This window comes from Streptococcus australis (assembly GCF_015553625.1).
Lineage (GTDB): Bacteria > Bacillota > Bacilli > Lactobacillales > Streptococcaceae > Streptococcus > Streptococcus australis_B.
On the sequence record NZ_JADNGY010000011.1, the window covers coordinates 30,605 to 55,065 of the forward strand.

At 44.9% G+C, this 24,461-nt stretch carries 25 protein-coding genes; 23 read left to right on the forward strand and 2 right to left on the reverse strand.

Features of this window, described 5'->3' with window-relative positions; genetic code table 11:
- Window positions 1-44: 44 nt before the first annotated feature.
- From rpoC to folK, 20 genes are all read left to right on the forward strand, one after another.
- Window positions 45-3,698: a DNA-directed RNA polymerase subunit beta' gene (rpoC, locus tag I2D56_RS08910; protein ID WP_123160787.1), complete on the forward strand. Its 3,654-nt coding sequence runs from the start codon at window positions 45-47 to the stop codon at window positions 3,696-3,698.
- A 387-nt stretch (window positions 3,699-4,085) separates the two neighbouring features.
- Window positions 4,086-5,237, forward strand: coding sequence for a non-hydrolyzing UDP-N-acetylglucosamine 2-epimerase (gene wecB / locus I2D56_RS08915; RefSeq protein ID WP_195348403.1), 1,152 nt, complete (start codon window positions 4,086-4,088; stop codon window positions 5,235-5,237).
- A 2-nt stretch (window positions 5,238-5,239) separates the two neighbouring features.
- Window positions 5,240-6,028, forward strand: coding sequence for a hypothetical protein (locus I2D56_RS08920; protein ID WP_129822642.1), 789 nt, complete (start codon window positions 5,240-5,242; stop codon window positions 6,026-6,028).
- Window positions 6,029-6,170: 142 nt separating this feature from the next.
- Window positions 6,171-7,481, forward strand: coding sequence for a glycosyltransferase family 2 protein (locus I2D56_RS08925; protein ID WP_117744984.1), 1,311 nt, complete (start codon window positions 6,171-6,173; stop codon window positions 7,479-7,481).
- Window positions 7,482-7,489: 8 nt separating this feature from the next.
- On the forward strand, window positions 7,490-8,593 hold the full coding sequence (locus tag I2D56_RS08930; protein ID WP_195348404.1) for a glycosyl hydrolase family 8: 1,104 nt from the start codon (window positions 7,490-7,492) through the stop codon (window positions 8,591-8,593).
- A 207-nt stretch (window positions 8,594-8,800) separates the two neighbouring features.
- Window positions 8,801-9,178 carry a DUF1033 family protein gene (locus tag I2D56_RS08935; RefSeq protein ID WP_006595139.1) on the forward strand — a complete coding sequence of 126 codons (378 nt, stop codon included), beginning with the start codon at window positions 8,801-8,803 and terminating at the stop codon, window positions 9,176-9,178.
- 105 nt (window positions 9,179-9,283) lie between these two features.
- Window positions 9,284-10,225 carry a competence type IV pilus ATPase ComGA gene (gene comGA, locus I2D56_RS08940; RefSeq protein ID WP_129270326.1) on the forward strand — a complete coding sequence of 314 codons (942 nt, stop codon included), beginning with the start codon at window positions 9,284-9,286 and terminating at the stop codon, window positions 10,223-10,225.
- Complete coding sequence (gene comGB / locus I2D56_RS08945; protein WP_023022075.1) at window positions 10,167-11,189, forward strand: competence type IV pilus assembly protein ComGB; 1,023 nt, start codon at window positions 10,167-10,169, stop codon at window positions 11,187-11,189. Before comGA ends, comGB begins: the two co-directional genes overlap by 59 nt.
- Entirely contained in the window at window positions 11,186-11,503 is a 318-nt protein-coding gene (comGC, locus tag I2D56_RS08950) for a competence type IV pilus major pilin ComGC (RefSeq protein WP_023022076.1), read from the forward strand. The genes comGB and comGC overlap by 4 nt, the downstream gene beginning before the upstream one ends.
- Window positions 11,472-11,897, forward strand: a complete 426-nt coding sequence (comGD, locus tag I2D56_RS08955; RefSeq protein ID WP_042507426.1) for a competence type IV pilus minor pilin ComGD — start codon at window positions 11,472-11,474, stop codon at window positions 11,895-11,897. The genes comGC and comGD overlap by 32 nt, the downstream gene beginning before the upstream one ends.
- The gene (gene comGE / locus I2D56_RS08960) at window positions 11,863-12,156 is read left to right on the forward strand and encodes a competence type IV pilus minor pilin ComGE (RefSeq protein ID WP_006595134.1); all 294 of its coding nucleotides are present in this window, start codon (window positions 11,863-11,865) and stop codon (window positions 12,154-12,156) included. The genes comGD and comGE overlap by 35 nt, the downstream gene beginning before the upstream one ends.
- The gene (gene comGF, locus I2D56_RS08965) at window positions 12,140-12,592 is read left to right on the forward strand and encodes a competence type IV pilus minor pilin ComGF (protein ID WP_040803180.1); all 453 of its coding nucleotides are present in this window, start codon (window positions 12,140-12,142) and stop codon (window positions 12,590-12,592) included. Before comGE ends, comGF begins: the two co-directional genes overlap by 17 nt.
- Entirely contained in the window at window positions 12,558-13,004 is a 447-nt protein-coding gene (gene comGG / locus I2D56_RS08970) for a competence type IV pilus minor pilin ComGG (protein WP_006595132.1), read from the forward strand. Before comGF ends, comGG begins: the two co-directional genes overlap by 35 nt.
- Before the next feature lie 31 nt (window positions 13,005-13,035).
- Window positions 13,036-13,989 (forward strand): class I SAM-dependent methyltransferase, encoded by a 954-nt coding sequence (locus tag I2D56_RS08975; protein ID WP_023022079.1) that lies wholly within the window; start codon window positions 13,036-13,038, stop codon window positions 13,987-13,989.
- 48 nt (window positions 13,990-14,037) lie between these two features.
- Entirely contained in the window at window positions 14,038-15,234 is a 1,197-nt protein-coding gene (locus I2D56_RS08980; RefSeq protein WP_023022080.1) for an acetate kinase, read from the forward strand.
- 152 nt (window positions 15,235-15,386) lie between these two features.
- Window positions 15,387-16,061: a CPBP family intramembrane glutamic endopeptidase gene (locus I2D56_RS08985; RefSeq protein ID WP_229050209.1), complete on the forward strand. Its 675-nt coding sequence runs from the start codon at window positions 15,387-15,389 to the stop codon at window positions 16,059-16,061.
- 159 nt (window positions 16,062-16,220) lie between these two features.
- Entirely contained in the window at window positions 16,221-17,177 is a 957-nt protein-coding gene (folP, locus tag I2D56_RS08990) for a dihydropteroate synthase (protein ID WP_023022082.1), read from the forward strand.
- Between the two features lie 16 nt (window positions 17,178-17,193).
- Window positions 17,194-18,498 (forward strand): bifunctional folylpolyglutamate synthase/dihydrofolate synthase, encoded by a 1,305-nt coding sequence (locus I2D56_RS08995; RefSeq protein WP_006595127.1) that lies wholly within the window; start codon window positions 17,194-17,196, stop codon window positions 18,496-18,498.
- Between the two features lies 1 nt (window position 18,499).
- Window positions 18,500-19,054: a GTP cyclohydrolase I FolE gene (gene folE, locus I2D56_RS09000; protein ID WP_006595126.1), complete on the forward strand. Its 555-nt coding sequence runs from the start codon at window positions 18,500-18,502 to the stop codon at window positions 19,052-19,054.
- 26 nt (window positions 19,055-19,080) lie between these two features.
- Window positions 19,081-19,896, forward strand: coding sequence for a 2-amino-4-hydroxy-6-hydroxymethyldihydropteridine diphosphokinase (gene folK, locus I2D56_RS09005; protein WP_040803178.1), 816 nt, complete (start codon window positions 19,081-19,083; stop codon window positions 19,894-19,896).
- 361 nt (window positions 19,897-20,257) lie between these two features.
- On the opposite strand, the gene I2D56_RS09010 is transcribed toward folK, so the two are convergent.
- Both I2D56_RS09010 and pepA read right to left on the reverse strand, forming a co-directional pair.
- A complete protein-coding gene (locus I2D56_RS09010; protein ID WP_006595123.1) occupies window positions 20,258-21,742 on the reverse strand; it encodes a DUF1846 domain-containing protein in 1,485 nt (494 codons plus the stop codon).
- 158 nt (window positions 21,743-21,900) lie between these two features.
- A complete protein-coding gene (pepA, locus tag I2D56_RS09015; RefSeq protein ID WP_006595122.1) occupies window positions 21,901-22,965 on the reverse strand; it encodes a glutamyl aminopeptidase in 1,065 nt (354 codons plus the stop codon).
- Window positions 22,966-23,111: 146 nt separating this feature from the next.
- Here pepA and I2D56_RS09020 point away from each other — a divergent pair, with 146 nt between their 5' ends.
- From I2D56_RS09020 to ytpR, 3 genes are read left to right on the forward strand one after another with little or no spacing between them, the layout of a single operon-like run.
- The gene (locus tag I2D56_RS09020) at window positions 23,112-23,402 is read left to right on the forward strand and encodes a DUF4651 domain-containing protein (protein ID WP_006595121.1); all 291 of its coding nucleotides are present in this window, start codon (window positions 23,112-23,114) and stop codon (window positions 23,400-23,402) included.
- Complete coding sequence (locus I2D56_RS09025; RefSeq protein WP_006595120.1) at window positions 23,399-23,716, forward strand: thioredoxin family protein; 318 nt, start codon at window positions 23,399-23,401, stop codon at window positions 23,714-23,716. Before I2D56_RS09020 ends, I2D56_RS09025 begins: the two co-directional genes overlap by 4 nt.
- A gap of 14 nt (window positions 23,717-23,730) precedes the next feature.
- A complete protein-coding gene (gene ytpR, locus I2D56_RS09030) occupies window positions 23,731-24,357 on the forward strand; it encodes a YtpR family tRNA-binding protein (RefSeq protein ID WP_006595119.1) in 627 nt (208 codons plus the stop codon).
- The last annotated feature ends 104 nt before the right edge of the window (window positions 24,358-24,461 follow it).

Genomic DNA, 24,461 nt, shown 5'->3' on the forward strand with positions numbered 1-24,461 from the left:
AAGAACATACAATCGATAATGAACATAAAGAAAGGTAAGAAATAGTGGTTGATGTAAATCGTTTTAAAAGTATGCAAATCACCCTAGCTTCTCCAAGCAAGGTCCGTTCATGGTCTTATGGAGAGGTCAAGAAACCTGAAACAATCAACTACCGTACATTGAAACCAGAACGTGAAGGTCTCTTTGATGAAGTCATCTTTGGTCCTACAAAAGACTGGGAATGTGCGTGTGGAAAATACAAACGAATCCGTTACAAAGGGATTGTTTGTGACCGCTGTGGTGTGGAAGTAACACGTGCCAAGGTTCGTCGTGAACGAATGGGGCATATCGAGTTGAAAGCTCCTGTATCACACATCTGGTACTTCAAAGGAATCCCTTCTCGTATGGGATTGACCTTGGACATGAGTCCTCGTGCCCTTGAAGAAGTCATCTACTTCGCAGCTTACGTGGTTATCGATCCAAAAGATACACCGCTTGAGCACAAATCCATCATGACAGAACGCGAATACCGTGAACGCTTGCGTGAATACGGACCAGGTTCCTTTGTTGCCAAGATGGGGGCAGAAGCGATCCAAGACCTCTTGAAACAAGTGGATTTGGAAGCTGAAATTGCTGTCTTGAAAGAAGAATTGAAGACTGCAACTGGTCAAAAACGTGTGAAGGCTGTTCGCCGTTTGGATGTCTTAGATGCCTTCTACAAATCTGGAAACAAACCAGAATGGATGGTTCTCAACATCCTTCCTGTTATTCCACCAGATCTTCGTCCAATGGTCCAATTGGATGGTGGCCGTTTTGCTGCCTCTGACTTGAACGACCTTTACCGTCGTGTGATCAACCGGAACAACCGTTTGGCTCGTTTGCTTGAGTTGAATGCTCCTGGTATCATCGTGCAAAACGAAAAACGGATGCTCCAAGAAGCGGTTGATGCTTTGATCGACAACGGTCGTCGTGGTCGTCCAATCACAGGACCAGGTAGCCGTCCGCTTAAATCATTGAGCCACATGCTCAAAGGGAAACAAGGACGCTTCCGTCAAAACTTGCTCGGGAAACGGGTAGACTTCTCAGGACGTTCCGTTATCGCCGTTGGTCCAACCCTTAAGATGTACCAATGTGGTGTGCCACGTGAAATGGCTATCGAGCTCTTCAAACCATTTGTCATGCGTGAAATCGTTGCACGTGATATCGTGCAAAACGTCAAAGCCGCTAAACGCTTGGTGGAACGTGGAGATGAGCGTATCTGGGATATCCTAGAAGAAGTGATCAAAGAACACCCAGTTCTCTTGAACCGCGCACCGACCCTCCACCGCTTGGGGATCCAAGCCTTCGAGCCAGTCTTGATTGACGGGAAAGCTCTTCGCTTGCACCCGCTTGTCTGTGAAGCCTACAACGCCGACTTTGACGGTGACCAAATGGCCATCCACGTACCGCTTTCGGAAGAAGCTCAAGCAGAAGCCCGTATCTTGATGCTGGCTGCTGAGCACATCTTGAACCCGAAAGATGGAAAACCAGTTGTTACCCCATCTCAGGATATGGTCTTGGGGAACTACTACCTTACTATGGAAGAAGCTGGTCGTGAAGGCGAAGGAATGGTCTTCAAAGACCGTGATGAAGCGGTCATGGCCCTTCGCAATGGTTATGTTCACTTGCATACACGTGTCGGAATTGCGACGGATAGCTTGAACAAACCATGGACAGAAGCTCAACAACACAAGATTCTCTTGACAACTGTTGGTAAGATTCTCTTTAACGATATCATGCCTGCAGAACTTCCATACCTCCAAGAGCCAAATAATGCCAACTTGACAGAAGGTGTTCCAGCTAAGTACTTCTTGGAGCCTGGTCAAGATGTCAAAGTGGCGATTGAGCAATTGGAATTAAACGTTCCATTCAAGAAGAAAAATCTTGGAAATATCATCGCAGAAATCTTCAAACGCTTCCGTACAACAGAAACATCTGCTTTCTTGGACCGTTTGAAAGATTTAGGTTACCACCACTCAACTCTTGCAGGATTGACAGTGGGTATTGCCGATATTCCAGTTGTTGAAGATAAGGCTGAAATCATTGAAGAATCTCACAAACGTGTAGAACAAATCACCAAACAGTTCCGTAAAGGGATGATTACAGATGATGAGCGTTACAATGCCGTTACAGCTGAATGGCGTGCAGCCCGTGAGAAATTGGAAAAACGCTTGGTAGATAACCAAGATCCGAAGAACCCAATCGTTATGATGATGGACTCTGGAGCTCGTGGTAACATCTCAAACTTCTCACAGCTTGCCGGTATGCGTGGTTTGATGGCTGCTCCAAACGGACGGATTATGGAATTGCCGATCCTTTCAAACTTCCGCGAAGGTTTGTCAGTACTCGAAATGTTCTTCTCTACTCACGGTGCTCGTAAAGGGATGACCGATACGGCCCTCAAGACAGCCGACTCAGGTTACTTGACACGTCGTTTGGTTGACGTTGCCCAAGACGTCATTATCCGTGAGGATGACTGTGGAACTGACCGTGGACTCGTGATCCGTGCGATTACCGATGGCAAAGAAATGATTGAACCATTGGAAGAGCGTTTAACAGGTCGTTATACGAAGAAATCTGTCAAACATCCTGAAACAGGTGCAGTCATTGTTGGTCCAGATACCTTGATTTCAGAAGACCTAGCACGTGAAATTGTCAATGCTGGTGTCGAAGAAGTTACTATCCGTTCTGTCTTTACATGTAACACCCGCCATGGTGTCTGCCGTCACTGTTACGGTATCAACTTGGCGACTGGTGATGCAGTTGAAGTTGGTGAAGCAGTCGGAACCATCGCAGCCCAATCTATCGGGGAACCTGGTACACAGCTTACAATGCGTACCTTCCACACGGGTGGGGTTGCCTCAAATACCGATATCACGCAAGGTCTTCCTCGTGTCCAAGAAATCTTTGAAGCCCGCAATCCGAAAGGGGAAGCGGTCATCACTGAGGTTAAAGGGGAAGTCACAGCCATTGAAGAAGATGCTTCTACACGTACCAAGAAAGTCTTTGTTCGTGGTGCGACTGGTGAGGGAGAATACGTTGTCCCTTACACAGCCCGCATGAAAGTCGAAGTGGGAGATCAAGTCTCTCGTGGTGCAGCATTGACAGAAGGTTCTATCCAACCAAAACGTCTCCTTGCCGTTCGTGATGTCTTGTCTGTTGAAACTTACCTCCTTGCGGAAGTACAAAAAGTATACCGTAGCCAAGGGGTAGAAATCGGCGACAAACACATCGAGGTAATGGTGCGTCAAATGATCCGTAAGGTTCGTGTTATGGATCCAGGAGATACAGACCTTCTCATGGGTACCCTCATGGATATTACAGACTTTACAGATGCTAACCGTGATGTGGTCATTTCTGGTGGGGTTCCTGCAACGGCTCGTCCAGTCCTTATGGGAATCACCAAGGCCTCTCTTGAAACTAATAGTTTCTTGTCAGCGGCTTCCTTCCAGGAAACAACTCGTGTCCTCACTGACGCAGCGATTCGCGGTAAGAAAGACCATCTCCTTGGACTCAAGGAAAATGTTATCATTGGTAAGATTATTCCTGCTGGTACAGGTATGGCTCGTTACCGTAACTTGGAACCACAAGCAGTCAATGAAGTCGAAATTATCGAAGAAGTTCCTGTTACAGAAGAAGCAACTGAAACTGTTGAATCAATTGTAGTGGAAGAAAATTAATCCTAAAAGAAGCTTTACTGATCTTCAGTAGGGCTTCTTTTTATGCCTAAAAATAACCATATGGTCACCGCTTTTTCCTATAATATCAGTTTAAAAATATGCGCAAAAAAAATATATATTTAAAATAATGAATATTTTAGTAATGAAAATGAAACTTCATAAAGGTTTGAATGTTAAAAAAAAATAGTATAAAAACCAGCTATTTCAAGGGTTTTAAGGGTTCGAAAGATTCGAATGTTACATATAAATTACAGATTATTAAAATTCGATTAAATGTATTACGAAAGCATTGAGATAGTTTGACTTTTGAAGCTATTGAAGGTAGAATGGATGGGAAAAGTGTCGTCGATTTTGTTAAAAAATTCACAAGGTTAAAAAGGTGAGATGATGAAAAAGATTAAAGTGATGGTTGTTTTTGGAACGCGCCCAGAAGCTATTAAAATGGCTCCCCTGGTTTTAGAGCTTCAAAAGCAAAGTGAGACCATTGAAACGATTACAGTGGTGACTGCTCAGCATCGTCAAATGTTAGATCAAGTGCTAGAGACCTTCCGTATTCAACCGGATTATGATCTAGATATTATGGGGAAAAACCAATCTCTTCTAGATATTACGGCTAAAATCCTTGAAAAATTTGACCCAGTCGTGAAAGAAGTGCAACCAGATATGATTTTGGTCCATGGGGACACAACGACGACTTTTGCAGCCAGTCTTGTTGCTTTTTATAATCAAGTCCGTATTGGTCATGTAGAGGCGGGTCTCAGAACCTTCGATAAGTATTCGCCTTTCCCTGAGGAAATGAACCGTCAAATGACGGATAACCTAGCAGATCTCTATTTTGCTCCAACCAGTGAAAGCAAGGCCAATCTTCTCATGGAACATCATCCAGAGTCGTCCATTTTCATTACGGGGAATACGGCGATTGATGCCCTGCGATTAACCGTGCAAGAGAATTATCACCACCAGGTGCTTGATCAGTTAGATCCACAGAAGAAACTGGTCCTAGTGACCATGCACCGTCGGGAAAACCAAGGCCAACCGATGCGAGCTGTCTTTGCTGCCTTGAGAGAAATGGTAGATGCTCATCCGGAGTTGGAGGTTGTTTATCCAGTCCACCTCAGTCCGGCTGTTCAAGAGGCGGCTAAGGAGATCTTAGGAGATCACAACCGTATTCATTTGATTGCTCCTTTGGACGTCTTTGACTTTCATAACCTAGCATCGAGAAGTTACTTTATTATGTCTGATTCGGGAGGAGTTCAGGAGGAGGCCCCTTCCTTAGGCAAGCCTGTCTTAGTCCTTCGGGATACGACCGAACGTCCAGAAGGTGTCAAAGCTGGAACTTTAAAATTGGTCGGAACGGATCCTGAGCGCGTCAAGGAAGAAATGACTGCTCTGTTGACGGATCCAGATCTGTATCAAAAAATGTCTTCGGCCCGAAATCCATATGGAGATGGGAAGGCATCTGAGCGGATTGTTCAAGCCATTCAGCACTATTATGGACTCGTTGACGTGGTGTCTGAATTTATAGAGGGAGAGAATTAGGAATGAAAAGAAGGAATCATTTAGGAGACTGGATGCTTATTTTGGTCGGTTTTGAATTGGCCGTCCTGCTGTACTGTCTATTCTTTGCACGTGAAATTATCATTGAGGAAGCTCTCTTTCTCGTGTTAGCCTTGTTTGCTTCACTGGTCTTATCCAATTTGCTGCTTACCTGGACGATTTTAATTTCAGTCGGTTTAGGAATTGTCTTTCTGGTAGCAGGGGTCGTGTATATCCCTGCGAACCAAGCACTGTTATTGCTTTTCTCTTTCCCGATTCTTGTTGGAATTCTGTCGAAAATTCGCTACTACCTGTTTAAAGAGGTTGCTAAGGTTCAAAACCAAGAAGAGGAAGCGGAAGTCGCCTACAGATCTTTACTTGAAAGTTCTGGCTTTCAACAGGAGCAGAAATTACAAGCCCTCTTAATTCATTGGTCTCATGAGGAACTCTTCTATCAAATCCATCCTCGTGAGTATAATCGGACGCTGAACCAAATTCATTATCTGATTGGCCACCATCTGATACAAGATGAGAGACTTTATTATGTTTCAGACGGCAATTTCCTAGTGCTTACTAATAGCCAGCAACGAAATTTGCAAGAATATTATCAGTTGTATTTAAAAAATCAATTAGAATCTCTGGTCTTTAAGGGAGAAGATGGTAATCAAGCCATTCAATTCCAAAAAGGCTACTTGGTGGTGGATTCGACCAATCGGACGAAATTCCATAGCTACCAGGAAGCCATTAGTAACTTGAAACGTCAACTTGAAACGGATATTATTGTGGAATATTAGGAGGGACCGATGACTCTTACAAATCTATTTTTTGGGCTGGCCCTAGGGATTAGTCTATTCTTTGCTGTATGCTTTTGTGCATTATTTATTGCCTATTTGGTCATCTACCATCGGGTAAACAAAAACTTTAAGGCGGTGGACCATGATTAGTCAAATTTTAATGATTTTCACCTTGATTTCTATCTGGTTATCTCTAGCCTGGGGCTTGGTGATCCTGATTTCAGCAGTTCAATTCTGGTTGAAACACAGTGATTTCCGTGTGGATACGAGCCCGCTTCTCTATTATCCAAAAGTAACCATTGTGGTACCCGCTCATAACGAAGATGTGGTCATTGCTCAAACTGCTAAGGCTATTTTGGATATGAATTACCCTCATGATCGTGTGGAATTGCTTCTCTTTGCCGATAACTGCTCAGATCGTACCTATGAGGAGTGTCTGGCTGTCAAAGCCCTTCCTGAATACGCTGGACGGGATGTGACCATTATTGATCGTACTGGTACAGGTGGAAAAGCTGGGGTCTTGAATGATGCCTTGAAGATGGCGACAGGAGATTATATCTGCGTCTATGATGCGGATGCTATGCCTGAGAAAAATGCTCTTTATTTCTTGGTTAAGGAAGTTCTTAAAGATCCAGAACGCCATGTGGCTTCATTTGGACGCAACAAGACGAGAAATGCTAACCAGAACTTTTTGACGCGTTGTATCAACCAAGAAATCGTCGTGACCCAGCGGGTTCATCACGTCGGTATGTGGAATCTTTTCAAAATTGGACGGATTCCAGGAACCAACTTTATTATTCAAACAGAATTTGTCAAAAGTATTGGTGGTTGGAAGAATGGTGCCTTGACGGAAGATACGGATATTTCCTTCAAAATCATGCAAAGCGGAAAGTTGATCGCTTTAGCCTACAACTCGGAAGCCTTCCAACAAGAACCAGAGACCTTAAAAACTTACTATATGCAACGGAAACGTTGGGCAAAAGGAAACTATGAGGTTGTACTTTCTAACTTTAAACACTTATTCGGAAAAGCAAACTGGCGGGTAAAATTAGAGGTCTTCAACTATTCATGTATTTTCTTCTGGTTTAATGCAGCGATTGTCTTATCAGACTTGATTTTCTTTGCCAATGTCGCTGCCATGTTTATCCATCTTTTTGCTCCTGGAGTACAGATTCCGTTTGCTTTTGACTCGGAAAATATCTACATTGCCCAATTGATGCTCTTTAACTGGGTGCTGATGATTGGTTTGTATTTGTTGCAAATCAATATTGCCATGGCTTCTCAATTTGGTCAGGCGACAGTGAAACAGATTTGGTTGGCCCTAGCAGCCTACTTTAGCTATTCCCAACTCTTTATCATTGTTTCGATTGATTCGATTTCATCGATTATCATGGATAAATTGCTTCACCGCGAGGGAACCAAGTGGGTGAAAACGAAACGGTTTGCTGGTTAGGAGGACTTATGAGAACAAAAAAAATGAAATATTTATGGTTTGTGGTCATCCTGGCAGTCTTTTGTTTGACTCTCTTTTTGGCTCGGTCAAGAAGTAAGGTGGAGATGCGGAATCGCCTCTATCGGCAATGGACGGAACACTACCTCGTGACGGATGGAAAACAGTCCTATGTTCGTACAACAAACAGCGACCAAGAAACGGTTGTCTTATCAGAAGCACAAGGTTATGGCATGCTGATCACAGTAGAGGCTGCTAAGAAAGACTTAGCCAATCAAGAGGATTTTGACCGTCTGTATCGTTATTATCAAAACAATCGCTTTGATGACACCCAATTGATGGCCTGGAAACAAATCATCAAAAAAGGGGAGCTTTCATCTGAGCATCAAAATGCGACGGATGGTGATCTATATATAGCCTATGCCTTGATGGAGGCAGCAAAACAGTGGCCTGAAAAAGGTAAAGGCTATCAACAGCAAGCCAAGGCTATCTTGGACGACATCCTCAAGTACAACTACAATGAGACAACGGGTGTCTTGACCGTTGGGAATTGGGCCAATCAAGATTCCGAATTCTATCACTTGATGAGAACCTCTGATATCCTTCCATCCTTTTTCCAATCCTTCTATGAGTTGACTGGAAATGAACAATGGTTAAGTATTAAAGAGAAGATGTTGGCCCAGCTTGACGCCATCAGTTCGCAAACTAAAACAGGACTTCTGCCAGACTTTATGTGGGTAGATGAACAAGGGGCGCGTGTAGCGGATCCAGTTACCATCGAATCCAAGTACGATGGTGCTTATTCTTACAATGCTTGTCGTCTGCCATACAACTTGGCTCAAAGCCAGGACAAGACCAGTCAAAAATTGGCTAAGAAGATGCTGGACTTCTTTATGAAGCAACGGAATATCTATGCCGGCTATGATCTGAAAGGCAATGCCCTTCATCAGTACCAAGCAGCTAGCTTCATTGCTCCGGTATCTTATGCGGCTGAAAATGGAGATGGCTATCTCAAATTGGTGCAGCAGAACAAGTTTATCTTTATGCAAGATCTATCAACAGAAAATTATTACGATGCAACCATGACAACCATGATTGCCCTTCAATTGTTCTAATGGATCATCATTTGAAAAACTGAGAACTTTAGGCTTCTCAGTTTTTTCTTGTCAAAAAATAGCCTTTCTCTCCTCCATAAGGGGAGATTTTGAAAGAAAACAGTGAAAATGTTCGGAAAATTTACTGCATTTTTCTTTCATAAGCAGAATTCTTTTGTTATCAAAGGATTTTATATATAATATTGGATACAAAGGACGGAGAGAAATATGTATCAAGTAATTGAAATGTATGGGGATTACGAACCCTGGTGGTTTTTAGAAGATTGGGAGAAGGACATTGTCACTAGTCAGAGTTTTGATGACTATTATGAAGCCCTAAAATACTACAAACGCCAATGGTTACTTTTAAGAGAGCAATCCCCATTATTTAAAAGTAGAAGTGATTTAATGACAATTTTTTGGGATCCTGAGGATCAGCGCTGGTGTGAAGAGTGTGCGGAATACGTGCAACAATATCATTCAGTCGCCTTGTTAGAAAACGATCAGAAGATACCGAGAAGCAAGCGCCGTCCAGGCTACGAAAAAGAGAATGCCCACACGGCTCATCGCTCTTGTAAGCTAGACTACGAGAGCAATAATCTATAGGAAGAGAAATTCAATATGCAGTTGAGTTTCTTTTTTTTGCTCTTTTTTCTAAATCCAACGCTAGTTGGCCAATTTATTGCGAATTATATAGTGAAAGGAGGAAATATGGTTCAAGAAATTGCACAATCCATAATTCGAATGGCATCGAATGCCGAAGCTCAGGATATTTATTTTGTTCCTCGAGCATCAGACTATCAGCTCTTTCTAAGGGTTGGGGATGAGCGACGCTTTGTCGAGACCTATTCGCAAGAACAAATGGTAGCGGTCATCAGCCATTTTAAGTTTATGGCAGGGATGAATGTGGGGGAAAGGCGCCGGAGTCAATTGGGATCTTGTGACTATTCTCTAGGGGATAAGGTCTTGTCCTTACGCTTGTCTACTGTGGGAGACTATAGGGGGTATGAGAGTTTGGTCATTCGCCTGCTCCATAATGAGGACCGAGAGCTCCGTTTCTGGTTTGACCAACTTCAAGAGCTAGAAGAGAAGGTGAGTAAGCGGGGGCTCTACTTATTTGCGGGTCCAGTCGGATCGGGGAAGACGACACTGATGCATGTCCTGGCCAAGAAAAAATTTTCGGGGCAACAAGTCATGTCGATTGAAGATCCCGTAGAAATTAAGCAAGAAGAGATGCTACAACTGCAGCTCAATGAAGCGATTGGCATGACCTATGATAGCTTGATTAAACTGTCTCTGCGTCATCGCCCGGATCTCCTCCTCATCGGAGAAATTCGTGACACGGAGACAGCTCGTGCAGTTATTCGGGCTAGTCTGACAGGTGTGACGGTCTTTTCTACCATCCATGCCAAGAGCATTCCTGGGGTCTATGAACGCCTACTGGAGTTGGGGGTGAGTGAGGAGGAGTTACGGATTGTCCTTCAAGGGATCTGTTACCAGCGTTTGATAAAGGGAGGAGGTGTCACTGACTTTGCCATCCAAGATTACCAAAACCACTCCAGTCAGCAGTGGAACCAGCAAATGGATGCGCTTTATGAAGCGGGACATATTGAGCTGGATCAGGCGCAAGCCGAAAAAATTATCGATTGCTAAGCAAGAACATGTCATTGAACTCTTTCACAATCTCTACAGCAGTGGCTTTCATCTATCAGAGGTCATCGACTTTCTTCGGCGCAGTCAATTGGTAGAGGCAGATTTTGTCGAGAGGATGCAGGTCGGACTTGCCAACGGGAAGCCCCTGTCAGCCATTCTCTCTGATCTAGGTTTCTCCGATCAGGTAACGACTCAATTGGCACTGGCGGAGCAGCATGGAAATGTTACCTTAAGTTTGGAAAAAATCCGTAGCTACTTGGAAAATCTGACCCAGGTTCGAAAGAAACTAGTTGAGGTGGCGACCTATCCCGTGCTCTTGTTGGGATTTTTGATCTTGATTATGCTGGGGCTGAAAAATTATCTCTTGCCCCAGTTGGAGAATCAAAATGGGGCGACACGACTGATTAGTATCTTTCCCCAGTATGTTTTGTTAGGGAGTGTGTTGCTGACGATTGGAGTTTTGATGCTCCTTTTCCTAGGCCGTCGTGCCAAACGGCTGGCCCTGGTTTCATGTTTGGCTAGATTTCCTTTTCTTCGCCCCTTCTTACAGGATTATCTGACCGCTTTTTATGCTCGAGAATGGGGAAGTATGATTGCCCAAGGGTTGGAGCTGAATCAAATTTTTCCTGTGATGCAGGGGCAACGTTCCCGTCTCTTTCGAGAGATTGGACAGGATTTAGAACGGGCATTGGCTCGTGGCAGGTCTTTTTCTGACCATATTCAGACTTATCCTTTCTTTAAACGAGAGCTGGCCCTCATGATTGAATATGGGGAGGCCAAGTCCAAGCTCGGTAGTGAGCTGGAAATCTATGCAGACAAGACCTGGGCAGGCTTTTTCCATCGTTTGAACAAGGCCATGAATGTCGTCCAACCACTGGTCTTTGTCTTTGTTGCTCTTATGATTGTTTTGCTCTATGCAGCCATGTTGCTGCCAATTTATGAAAATTTGGAGGTTCCTTTATGAAATCATTGCGCACACTCAAGGTAAAAGCTTTTACTCTGATTGAAATGTTAGTTGTTTTGCTCATTATCAGCGTTCTTCTCTTGCTCTTTGTTCCGAACTTGACCAAGCAGAAAGATTCGGTAACAGATACAGGAAATCGAGCAGTCGTCAAAGTCGTGGAGAGCCAGGCTGAGCTCTATGAACTCAATCATCAGAATGAAAAAGCTAGTCTTTCTAAGCTTGTCGCAGAAGGACAAATCACTCAAAAACAAGCAGAAGCTTACCGTGCTCACTATGTGAAGAATGCAGGTGATCACCGTGCGGTTGCAGATTAAAGCTTTCACCCTTCTAGAGAGCTTACTAACTCTAGGTATCGTCAGTCTTCTATGTTGGCTGCTAGCTGGGTCAGTCCATCAAGCCTTTGGGCAGGTGGAAGAAACATTGTTTTTCTCGGAATTTGAACGGGTCTATCAGGAGACACAAAAGATGAGTATTGCAAAAGAGGAGAGAGCTCTTCTTTCCATCGACCACGGTGGGGTTCATAGTCCCTATCAAGAATTACCGCTTCCAAAAGGGGTGGAAGTGGTCAGAGAGAAGCAACTGACCTTTGATCCAGCAGGAGGCAATTCAAGCCTGACCAAGATTCAATTTCAGACAGAGAAAGAGGTGGTGACTTATCAGTTGGCAATTGGGAATGGAAAAATTAAAAAATCGACGGCTCCCCGCTAGTCTTTTGTTAGAAGGACTGATTGCCTTAGCGATGTTTGGTGTCCTCACGACCCTTGTGCTGGGAGAGCTAGGGGACTCGCGACAGCAGCGCTTAGAAGAGTTGAGACAAGGAGAAGTCTTGCGAGTCGCAAAAATGGCGATCCAGACCAGGCAGGATCAATTGAGCATCAATCAGGTCAGTGTCCAGGTGGAGAGGTCTGCCAAGTCCTTAAAGGTCTATCATGAAGGAAAGGTTGTGATTGCTGTTGAAAAGAACTAAACTGCCAGCCTTTACTTTACTGGAGGCCTTGGTTGCCCTGCTCGTCATCAGCGGTGGTTTATTGGTGTTTCAAGGATTGACAAGCCTTTTGCGTCAAGAACTCCAGTACCAAAGTCACATCAAGCAAGAGGAATGGTTGCTCTTTCAGGACCAGCTGGACATTGAATTGTCTCGTAGCCAATTTGAAGAGGTCAGAGATAACAAATTCTATCTTGTTCAGGATCAAAAACCCATAGCCATTGGACTGGCTAAGGGGGGAGATATCCGAAAGACAGATGCGACTGGCCGTGGCTATCAACCGATGATAGATGGAGTTGAATCCGCCAGGATTGAAAAAAGAGGAGATCTGGTGTCTATTCAACTGCGCTTTGAAGAAGGGTTAGAAAGGGAGGTGGTCTACCGTGTGGTGGAAAAGGATAAAAAAGAAGCAGATTGAGGCCGGGATCCTTCTTTATGCCCTTTTTATGTCGGCGGTTTTTAGTCTCTTGCTTCAGTTTTACCTGAACAGACAAGTGGCAGAGAGACGGATCCTCCTTGCTAGTCAGCACCGGATCCAGGCTTATGCGCAAGCTCAATTGGCGATTGATACTTGGGATCGGGAAGAAAAAACCATAACCTTCTCAACTGGTCGAGTCGATTTGGAAGAAAAATCGGGCTTTGCCAACGTAACGAGTCACTTACAAGATGGGGGAAGCTATCATTTCACCTTTGCTCTACCTCCTCGTGAAAAGAAAAAAACCGACAAGAAGGAAAAGGAGAAGCAGGCTCCAGATTCGGCCACAGACCACCCGACCACGACTGAGGAAGAGAAGCCTCAGGCCTTCGAAAAGCATAGCGAAAACTCTTAAAATTTGATATGATTAAGAGATGGAGGAAAGCATGAATTTCGAAAAAATTGAGAAAGCCTACGGCTACCTATTAGAGAATACCCAAACTATCCAAAATGATTTGCAGACCAACTTTTATGATGCTCTAGTTGAGCAGAATGCCATCTATCTGGATGGGCAAACAGAGTTGACTCTAGTGAAGGAAAACAACCAGCGCCTGAAGGACTTGAACTTAAACAAGGAAGAGTGGCGTCGTTCCTTCCAGTATCTTTTGATGAAGGCTGCCCAAACAGAGCCCCTACAGGCCAATCACCAATTTACGCCAGATGGGATTGGATTTCTTCTGGTCTTCCTAGTGGATCAGTTGGCGAGTTCCGATCAAGTAGATGTGCTAGAAATGGGGAGTGGAACAGGGAACTTGGCCCAAACCTTGATGAACAACTGTCAGCGTTCCTTAGATTATTTGGGCTTGGAAATTGATGATCTCTTGATTGACCTTGCGGCTAGTATGGCAGAAGTGATGAAGGCGGATGTGAATTTTGCCCAAGGTGATGCCATTCGTCCACAAGTTTTGAAAGAGAGCGATGTGATTATCAGCGATTTACCTGTCGGTTATTATCCAGATGATGCCATTGCGAGTCGTTACCAGGTCGCTTCCCCTCAGGGCCACACCTATGCCCATCATTTATTGATTGAACAATCGCTAAAATACTTAAAACCAGGTGGCGTCGCTATTTTTCTAGCTCCGAATGATCTCTTGACGAGCGAGCAGAGTCCTCTGCTGAAACAATGGATGCAGGATCATGCTCAGGTCTTGGCCATGGTGACCTTGCCAGAGAACCTCTTTCGATCAGCCAATCTAGCAAAAACCATCTTTGTTTTCCGCAAGCAAGAAGAAGCGGTGGTCCAACCATTTGTCTATCCTTTGACTGATTTGCAAGACCAGGAAGACCTCATGAAATTCCGTGAAAGTTTTCAAAACTGGAATAAAGAAAGTGAAATTTAAACAAAATTTTGCTATAATAGGAGTGAAAACGCTTAAAGAGGTAAAAAAATGACGAAAACAATTGCAATTAATGCAGGTAGTTCAAGTTTGAAATGGCAATTATACCAAATGCCAGAAGAAACAGTTTTGGCAAAAGGGCTCATCGAGAGAATTGGACTTAAAGATTCCATTTCGACAGTAAAATTTGACGGTCGAGCGGAAAAACAGGTTTTAGATATCGAGAACCACACACAAGCGGTTAAAATCCTTCTCGATGATTTGATTCGTTTCGATATTATTTCTTCCTACGATGAAATCACTGGAGTAGGGCACCGTGTCGTTGCAGGTGGCGAGTACTTCAAAGAGTCTGCTCTTGTAGATGAAGAAGTCATTCAAAAGGTTGAGGAACTTTCTTTGTTGGCCCCATTGCACAACCCTGCCAACGCTGCTGGGATCCGTGCCTTTAAAGAATTGTTACCAGATATTACCAGCGTTGTTGTATTTGATACCTCTTTCCATACAACAATGCCTGAAAAAGCTTATCGTTATCCTCTTCCAACTAAGTACTATACAGAAAACAAGGTTCGTAAATATGGGGCTCACGGGACCAGCCATGAGTATGTAGCCCACGAAGCTGCGAAGCTTCTTGGAAAACCAATCGAAGAGTTGAAATTAATCACCTGCCACATTGGGAATGGAGCTTCTATTACAGCGGTAGACAAAGGGATTTCTGTCGATACGTCTATGGGCTTCACACCACTTGGTGGCATCATGATGGGAACACGTACAGGGGATATTGACCCTGCTATTATTCCTTACTTGATGGAGCACACAGAGGACTTCAACAGTCCAGAAGATATTAGTCGTATCTTGAACCGTGAATCTGGTCTTCTAGGGGTGTCTGAGCTTTCTAGTGATATGCGCGATATCCACGAAGCCATGCGCAGTGGAAACGACAAGGCACTTTTGGCCAACGACATTTTTGTCGACCGTATTAAGAAATACATCGGTCAATACTTTGCTGTCTTGAATGGAGCAGACGCCATCATCTTTACAGCTGGTATCGGGGAAAATTCTAAAACGATCCGTGGACAAGTCATTGACGGCTTAACTTGGTTTGGTTGTGAGCTTGATCCAGAAAAGAATGTCTTTGGTGCAGAAGGCGATATTTCAACAGCGGATGCTAAAGTGAGAGTCTTGGTCATCCCAACGGACGAAGAATTAGTCATTGCCCGTGATGTTGAACGCTTTAAAAACAAGGGATAAGACTTTTATTCTAAAAAAACAAGAAAGAAGAGGCTGATTCGAAACGCCTCTTTTTTCTGTTGTGTGACTTCTGCTTGGGCTTGCCCCAGTAGCTCATCTATGCTATACTAGAAAAATAGTTTGATAATCGAGGTAAAATAATGGAAAATTGGATGGAGAAAAAATGGATTTCAAATGGTCTATGGTTACTAATTGGAATACCGCTATTGTTTGCAACTCAACTACCGATGGTCGCTTTGATCTTGGGGATTGAAAATGCTTGGTCAAATTGGACGATCAATAGCCTGGTCCTTGGGGTTACCATGCTTCTCGTCTATTTGCTTTGGTGGTTTATGAAATGGAGTCCACTTGATCCACTAGATTTTTCACGAATCAAAGGCAGAGATATTGGGCGAAATTTCCTTTATTTTCTCCTGTTGCTGGCAAATAATGCTCTTGGGGTTAACCTTCTTCGACAGTTGGGAGAGGCGACGACAGCTAACCAAGAGACCATCCAAGGGGTGGCTTCCTTGGCCCCTCAGCTGGCAATGGGTTTGCTCATTGTCGTAGTGGCGCCTTTAGGAGAAGAAATTATCTGTCGAGCTGTGATTCCTCGCTTGATCTTTAAGGGGCACGAAAAAATTGGTTATTTGGTTGGGGCTCTTGTATTTGCCTATTTACACACACCAAGTAATCTTGGTTCCTGGATCATCTATGGTGGCATGTCCCTCATCTTGACTTGGGTCGCCTACCGCTACAAACGAGTAGAATATTCGATTTTATTGCACTTTACCATGAATGCTTTTGCTTTTCTGATAACTGTTCTGGTTTCTTTTCTTCCTGCTTAAAATATGGTAGAATGATAGGACCAATGGGTTTTATTCAGAAGCTTTGGTAAGCTACCAAAGAAGCATCTAGGCGCAGATAGAGACAAACTCGGAGGTTGGAAAGATTCTAACCTCTTTTCTATGCTTGGTTGGCATTTCTGTAGAAAGATGAAGGAAGATATGTCAAAGAGTGAATGGAGACAACTAGGCAAGGATAGGACACTTCTATGTGGCATCCTCAATGTCACCCCCGACTCCTTTTCAGATGGGGGGCGTTACCAAACGGTAGATAGAGCTCTCGAGCAAGCTCGAAAGTTAATAGCAGAAGGGGCAAGCATACTGGATATTGGTGGGGAGTCCACACGTCCAGGGAGTCATTTTGTGGAAATTCAGGAAGAAATCCAGCGAGTCGTGCCCGTCATTGAAGCGATTCGAGCAGAGAGTGATATCTTGATTTCGGTTGATACTTGGAAGTCAGAGGTCGCTCGTGCAGCCCTAGCAGCTGGCGCAGACTTGGTCAATGATATCACAGGCCTGCTAGGAGATCCGCAAATGGCTGGGGTGATTGCAGAAGCTCAGGCTGGAGCCATTCTTATGTTTAATCCAGTCATGGCTCGTCCTCATCATCCAAGTTCCGTCATTTTTCCGACCTTTGGTTTTGAGCCGGCCTTTTCATCAGAGGAGTTGGCGCAGTTTGAAGGTCTCTCTATCCAAGACTGCATGTGGACCTTCTTTGCTAAGAGCCTTGAGCTAGCAGAGGAGGCGGGATTGAGTCCGGATCAACTCTTCTTAGATCCTGGGATTGGTTTTGGCTTGACCAAGCGGGAAAACCTCCAACTTTTGCAGGACTTAAAAACCATTCATGCTAAGGGGTATCCAATCTTTTTAGGAGTCTCTCGGAAGCGCTTTGTGGTTAATATTCTGGAAGAAGAGGGATTTGAGACTGACCCTGAAACGAAAGAAGGATTCTACAATCGGGATTTGGCATCCAGTCATTTGACGAGTGTGGCTGCCAGCCAAGGGGTAGAAATTGTGCGTGTGCATGATATCCCCCTCCATAAGATGGCGGTAGCTATCGGTAGTGCGATCTACCAAGCCGATCAAGCGCAGGACCTTCATTTGAAACAATATCGCTAAAGAAAAGAGAAGAGATATGACAGTAGATCTCAGTTGGTTAGCTACTTATCGTTCTTCCGAGCCCCATTTTGGCTTGGAGCGAATGGAAGCCCTGCTGGCCTTGAGGGGAAACCCACACTTAGCCTGTCCTGTAATCCATCTAGCTGGGACCAATGGAAAAGGATCGACCCTAGCCCATTTACGGTCTTTACTAGAGGCGAAAGGGTTGCGGGTTGGTGTTTTCTCCTCCCCCTATCTAGTTTCCTTTCATGAGCAAATCAGTATTAATGGGCTTCCCATCTCAGATCAGGATTTAGAAACTTATCTGTCCCTCTATCAGGACTTACTTGCAAAAAACAGTTCTGATCAGACCTTGCTGGGCTTGACCGAGTTCGAGTTGCTGACCGTCCTGGCTTTTGATTATTTTGCAGCAGAAAAGCCGGATGTGGTCATTTTGGAAGTGGGCATGGGTGGTCGTCTCGATAGTACCAATGTTTGTCAGCCTATTTTGACAGCCATCACGACGATTGGCTTGGACCATGTGGCTCTCTTAGGGCCGGATTTGGCCTCCATTGCTCAAGAGAAGGCGGGAATCATCAAGGAAAAGATTCCGGTCTTGCTAGGCCGGATGGAACTGGAAGCCCAAGAAGTCATTGTGCAGCGGGCGAACTGCTTATCGGCACCAGTAGAGCTGTTAGGTCAGGACTTTTTAGTTAGCTACCAAGAGTCACTGGCAGACGGGGAAGTTTTTGGCTATCAGAGCCAGTATCGGGAAGAAATGCAACTAAAGACAGGGCTCTTGGGACTTCATCAAGTCGACAATGCTGGACTGGCCCTGGCTCTCTGCGATACCTTCTGTCAAGAAAAGGGGCTCTCTTTCTTAAGCCGAGAAGAAATCCTCCAAGCTTGGGAAGGGGTCCAGTGGCCGGGACGCCTAGAGGTTATTTCGACCCAGCCCCTCATCATTCTAGATGGCGCCCATAATCCGCATGCAGTAGCCCCTCTTGTAGCCACCATAAAAGAACGGTATGGACAGTTGGACAAACAAGTCTTGTTTACCTGTATCCAGACTAAGGCGATTGAGGAGATGCTAGAACTATGGAGCGGATTGGAAAAGAGTCAATTAACCTTGACGACCTTTGAGGATTCACGCGCCTATTCCGTGAGAGACATGCAGGAAATAGCCCATCAAAAAGGCCTGCCTTATCAAGAATGGAAGGTGTTTTTAACCCAATATCTAGAAAGAAAATTGCAACAATCTGATCTCCTCTTAGTGACGGGATCCTTGTACTTTTTGGCTCAGGTGAGAGCCTTTCTAATCGAAGAAATCAGTAGGAGATAACATGGATACAAAGAAAATTCAAGAAGCCGTGAAGATGATTATCGACGCAGTCGGTGAAGACGGAAGCCGTGAGGGCTTGCAAGAAACACCAGAACGCATTGCCAAGATGTACCAAGAGATTTTTGCAGGTCTCAACCAAACTGCGGAAGTCCACCTATCAAAATCTTTTGAGATTGTGGACAACAATATGGTGGTAGAAAAGGATATCTTCTTCCACTCGATGTGTGAACACCATTTCTTGCCCTTCTATGGCAAGGTCCACATTGCCTATATCCCAAATGGGCGCGTAGCGGGCCTCTCTAAGCTAGCTCGGACAGTGGAAGTGTACGCCAAAAAGCCTCAAATCCAGGAGCGCTTGACAGTGGAAATCGCGGATGCCTTGATGGAGTATCTGGGAGCGCAGGGAGCCCTTGTCTGGGTGGAAGCAGAGCACATGTGCATGAACATGCGTGGGGTACGCAAACCAGGGACAGCTACTGTAACGACAGCAGCGCGTGGCTTGTTAGAGACAGATAAAGACCTGAAAAACGAAGCCTATAAACTAATGGGACACTAATCCCTAGATAAACTGAGGTGACGATGGTGGATCAATTACGGATCAAAGATTTGGAAATTTATGCTTATCATGGTGTGTTTTCCGCTGAAAAGGAATTGGGGCAACGCTTTGTCCTGGATGTCTGTGTCGATTATGAGATGACAAAGTCTGCTCGGACGGGCGATTTGACGGCTTCAATCCATTATGGAATCTTAGCAGAGCAACTGACAAATTGGGTTCAAGCTGAGAAAATTGATTTGATTGAGACAGTAGCTTTTCAGCTTGTGGAGAAGATTTTTGCAACCTATGACTTTGTCAAAAAGGCTCGACTGGAGCTGAAAAAACCTTGGGCGCCAGTTCCTCTACCTTTGGATACTTGTTCGGTCACGATTGAACGAGAAAAAAGACGAGCCTTTATTGGTCTGGGAACCAATATGGGCGATAAGGGACAACAGTTGGAGACGGCTGTATCTAGACTAGAAGAAAAGGGGCTTACGATTCTCCAAACCTCTTCTCAGATTGAGACAGCACCTTGGGGAGGGGTCGAGCAGGATAGCTTCCTCAACCAAGTCGTAGAGGTCGAAACTTGGTTTACGCCCCAAGACTTGATTGAGACCTTGCTAGGAATCGAACTAGAAATGGGCCGGATTCGTGAGATCAAATGGGGACCACGGGTCATCGATTTGGATCTCCTTTATATGGAGGATTTGATCCTCTATAGTCCAGATTTGATTCTCCCTCATCCGTATGTGGCAGAACGGGCATTTGTCCTAGAATCCTTGAATGAAATTGCTCCTTACTTTGTGGATCCTGTCCAAAGAAAACAGATCCGACAACTGTGGGAGGCTGTGAAAGAAACATAAGGTAGTTGACCCTTAGGTCAACTACCTTTTTTACCTTGACAGGTTGACTGAGCAGGAGTATACTATGCATAAATAGATTAGGGGTAGGTGGGCGTCATGAAATCTTATCTTGTAAAATGGTTGATCGCGATTGTCTTGGCTGTTTTTTTCCTTTGGTTGAGTTTGGAAACGGACTTACTGCCAAAAGAAGCGTATCCCCTTCTCCTTGTCCCGATACTGATTGTGGGCCTCTATCTTTTTAAGGAGAGGTAACTCTCCATCCAATTAAACTATGAAAAATCCCCTGGGTGCCAACTGGTTCAGGCACTCAGGGGATTTTTTGTATATGGAGCTAGGACCAACGGTCTAGCCTTGCCTTTCTTTATTTGCGGTACAAGCGATCGTATTGGTAAACTGGATCCATGGTCACATGAATGCCCAGTTTGCGAAGAACGTTCTTATCTTCGTCTGTCAACATGACTGTTGAATGGGCTTCGCTCCCTTTCAATCGACCTAATTCTTGCATGGCAAGATTTGCCTCTGGATGGTTCATGGCGGTAATGGCGAGGGCGATGAGGATTTCATTTGAGTGGAGGCGAGGGTTGCGACTGCCCAAGTGGTTGATCTTCAAGCCTTGGATTGGTTTCACATATTCTGGCTCAATCAACTTGGTTTCTTTATCAATATGGGCCAATTTCTTGATGGCGTTGATGAGAACAGCTGCCGTTGGACCAAATAAGTCAGAAGTCTTACCTGTCACGGTTTCTCCGTTCGGCAATTCCAGTGCCAAGGCAGGTTCACCGGTTTCTTCCTCTTTTTGACGGGCAAGGACGGTGACTTGGCGGTCTTTTGGTGAAATGCCTAAGTCATTCATCAAGAGTTCAATTTTCTTAATAGCTCCGTTTCCGACACGCTCTGCCTTCACATCTAGAATGGTTTGGTAGTAACGGCGGATAATTTCTTGCTTAGAGGCTTCAATCGCTGCGTCATTGTCCACGATGGCAAAGCCGACCATGTTCACACCCATATCTGTTGGGGAAGCGTAAGGAGATTCTCCAAGGATGCGTTCCAACATCCGCTTCAAGACAGGGAAGATTTCGATATCCCGGTTGTAGTTGACCGTTGTTTCGCCATAGGTTTGGAGGTGGAATGGGTCAATCATATTGACATCGTCAAGGTCTGCAGTAGCAGCTTCATAGGCCAAATTCACTGGGTGATGCAAAGGCAGGTTCCAAACTGGGAAGGTTTCAAATTTAGCATAACCAGATTTGATGCCATTTAATTGGTCATGGTACATGTTGGACATACAAGTCGCCAATTTACCAGAACCAGGACCAGGAGCTGTCACGACAACGAGATTACGGCTAGTTTGAATGTAGTCGTTTTTCCCCATTCCCTCAGGAGAAATGATGTGGTCCATATCCGTTGGGTAGCCCTTGATTGGGTAGTGGAGGTAAGAGGCGATACCGTTCTTTTCCAACTGTTTGCGGAAAAGGTCTGCAGCTGGTTGACCAGCATATTGAGTGATGACGACAGAGCCGACATAGATGCCCAATTCATTGAATTTATCAATCAAGCGGAAGACCTCTTGGTCATAAGAGATTCCTAGGTCACCACGCGCTTTTGAATGCTCAATGTTATTGGCATTAATAGCAATCACAATCTCCACTTGGTCACGAAGTTCTTGGAGAAGCTTAATTTTGTTATCTGGTTCATAACCAGGAAGGACACGAGCTGCATGGAAATCTTCCAACATTTTTCCTCCAAACTCTAGGTAGAGCTTGCCATCAAATTGGTTGATGCGTTCGAGGATGTGATCGCGTTGCAAATTCAAATACTTTTCGGAACTAAAAGCTTGTTTCTTCATTTAAACCTCCAATAAAGAAGCGAGGGTGATCTTTAGCGGTGCTCCGCCTTTCACATAGGGAAAGGGGAGTGCAAAAGAACACCCGTTGCAATATTCATTCAGTATTATATCAAAAAAACCCCAAAATGGGGGTTTAAAAGAATTATTTTGGAAAAATATTAATAATTCTTAATTAAATCAACGGTTGAACGATCCAATTTTTTGACCAAGGCTTGAAGGAAGGCTTGGGCTTGAAGGAAGTCATCCATAGCGTAAAGGGTCTGGTGGGAGTGGATGTAGCGTGCGCAGACTCCGATGGTAGTAGATGGCACTCCACCGCTTCGTAAGTGGGCTACTCCAGCATCCGTTCCGCCTTTTCCACAGTAGTATTGGTACTTGATGCCGGCTTCTTCAGCGGTGGTGAGGAGGAAGTCCTTCATATTTGGCAACATGAGGTGACCTGGGTCAAAGATGCGAAGGAGGGTTCCCTCGCCGATGGCTCCTTGGCCTCCGTAGACATCTGCAGCGGGAGAACAGTCAACAGCTAGGAAGATTTCCGGATCAAACTTGGTCACAGAAGTCCCTGCACCGCGCAGTCCGACTTCTTCTTGGACAGTTGCTCCGACATAGAGCTCGTTTGCTAGGGCTTGTCCAGAGAGGGCTTGTGCCAATTCGCTGACCATCAAGACCCCATAACGGTTGTCCCAAGCTTTGGAAATGATGTTTTTCTGATTGGCTGTTAAGATTGCAGTGCTTTCAGGGACCAAGGTGTCACCTGGACGGATCCCAAAGCTCTCAGCTTCTTCTTTGTTGGCAAAGCCACCATCAAAGACAATATCTCCGATTGCGGGAAGGGCAGGACCGTTTGCGCCCCGTGTCAAATGCGGAGGAACAGATCCAGAAATGACAGGGTAGGAATGGCCATCGCGGGTCAAAAGGGTGAAACGTTGGCTGCTGACCACCATAGGGTTCCAACCACCGATTTCCACCACGCGGAAGGTGCCGTCTGCCTTGATCTCACTGACCATAAAGCCAACTTCATCCATATGGCCTGCGACCATGATGCGAGGAGCATCAGCCACTTCTGAGTGGCATACCCCAAAAATACTTCCCAAGCCGTCTGTGACCACTTCATCCACATGTGGAGTGATCTGTTTGCGTAGATAATCGCGAACAGGCGCTTCGTGGCCAGAGATGGCAGGAAGTTCTGTTACTTCTTTGATTTTAGAAAATAAATCAGTCATAAGTTACCTTCTTTCTGATTGTTATTTTATCACTTTTTTAGTTGAGATGGTAGTGGCAGTTGACGGGAATGAAAGCAGATCGTCATGATGGGGAGAACTATTCTCCTTCGTTGTCCCAGCTTGTATTTTGTGTTACAATATGAGGTATGAAAGCTAAAAAAATCATTTTATCCAGCCTTGCAGCAGCTAGTGCAAGTGCTCTTGCCCTTGGGGCCTATAAAATTGCCAAAGATCAAAAACGTCTACGGACGCAAGAAGAGTTAGTCGCAGAAGTCCGTGAGCAAATGGAGAATATGGGGAAGATTGCGACCCTTTATGTGGAACTCTATGAATCAAGCGAAGAGCGTTTGGTAGGAGGGATCGTATTTGAGGATGAGCGCCACTATCGCTTTGTCTATGAAGAGGGTCTCCTTCAGTATGAAGAGGAAAAACTATGATCATTCCACAGTCCTTAGAGGAATTAGCCCGCTACGTCGAGCAAGAAGGAAAGAAGGTTTTCTTCTTTTCAGCGGATTGGTGTGGCGATTGCCGGTATATCCAGCCCTTTTTGCCAGAGATTGAAGCAGAAAACCCTGAATTTACCTTCATTTTGGTTGACCGAGACCAGTATCTAGACCTGGCTAAGCTTTGGGATATCTATGGCATTCCGAGTTTAGTGGTCCTAGACAAGGATCGGGAACTGGGGCGTTTCGTCAATCGTGATCGCAAAACCAAGGCTCAGATTTCAGAATTTTTAGCAGGATTGAAGTAGGAGAAAGAGAAAGAATGATTGTAACCTATAATAAAGAACAAGTCGGTGATGTCTTAATGCTCACCTTGAAAAATAGTGGGGATGCCAAGTTAGCAGTCGAGCGCAAAGGCAAAGTAGCCCGTGTCTACCGTGAAGACAAGCAAGAAACAGTGGCCTGGAATATTTTTGAGGCTTCGACTTTCTTTGCCCTTGACGGCAAGGGGCAACTTTTCTTGAGTGATGAGCAAGTTGCACGCCTCAATCAAGAATTACAAGCTGAAGGATTTGCAGAGGTCTTGGTTAATGACAAGGAGCCTAAGTTTGTCGTGGGGCAAATCGTTGAAATGGTTGCTCATCCAGATAGTGACCACCTCAACATCTGCCAAGTGGCTGTTGGACTAGACAAGACGGTTCAGATCGTAGCAGGTGCACCAAATGCGCGTGAAGGCCTCAAGACAATCGTGGCTCTACCAGGTGCGATGATGCCAGATGGCAGCTTGATTTTCCCAGGAGCCCTTCGTGGAGAAAAGAGCTTTGGCATGATGTGTAGCCCACGCGAATTGCACTTGCCAAATGCACCACAAAAACGTGGTATTATTGAATTGCAGGATACAGAAGAGGTGGGAACTCCATTTGACCCCGCTCGTCACTGGCAAGGATAAGAGAGTGGGACAGAAATCCGGCCCCTCAATTGTCTTTGGATTGTCGAGCAAGACGCAGTGGTTGAGTGGGCTCTACTACGCTGATTTCATCAGTTTTTACAGCC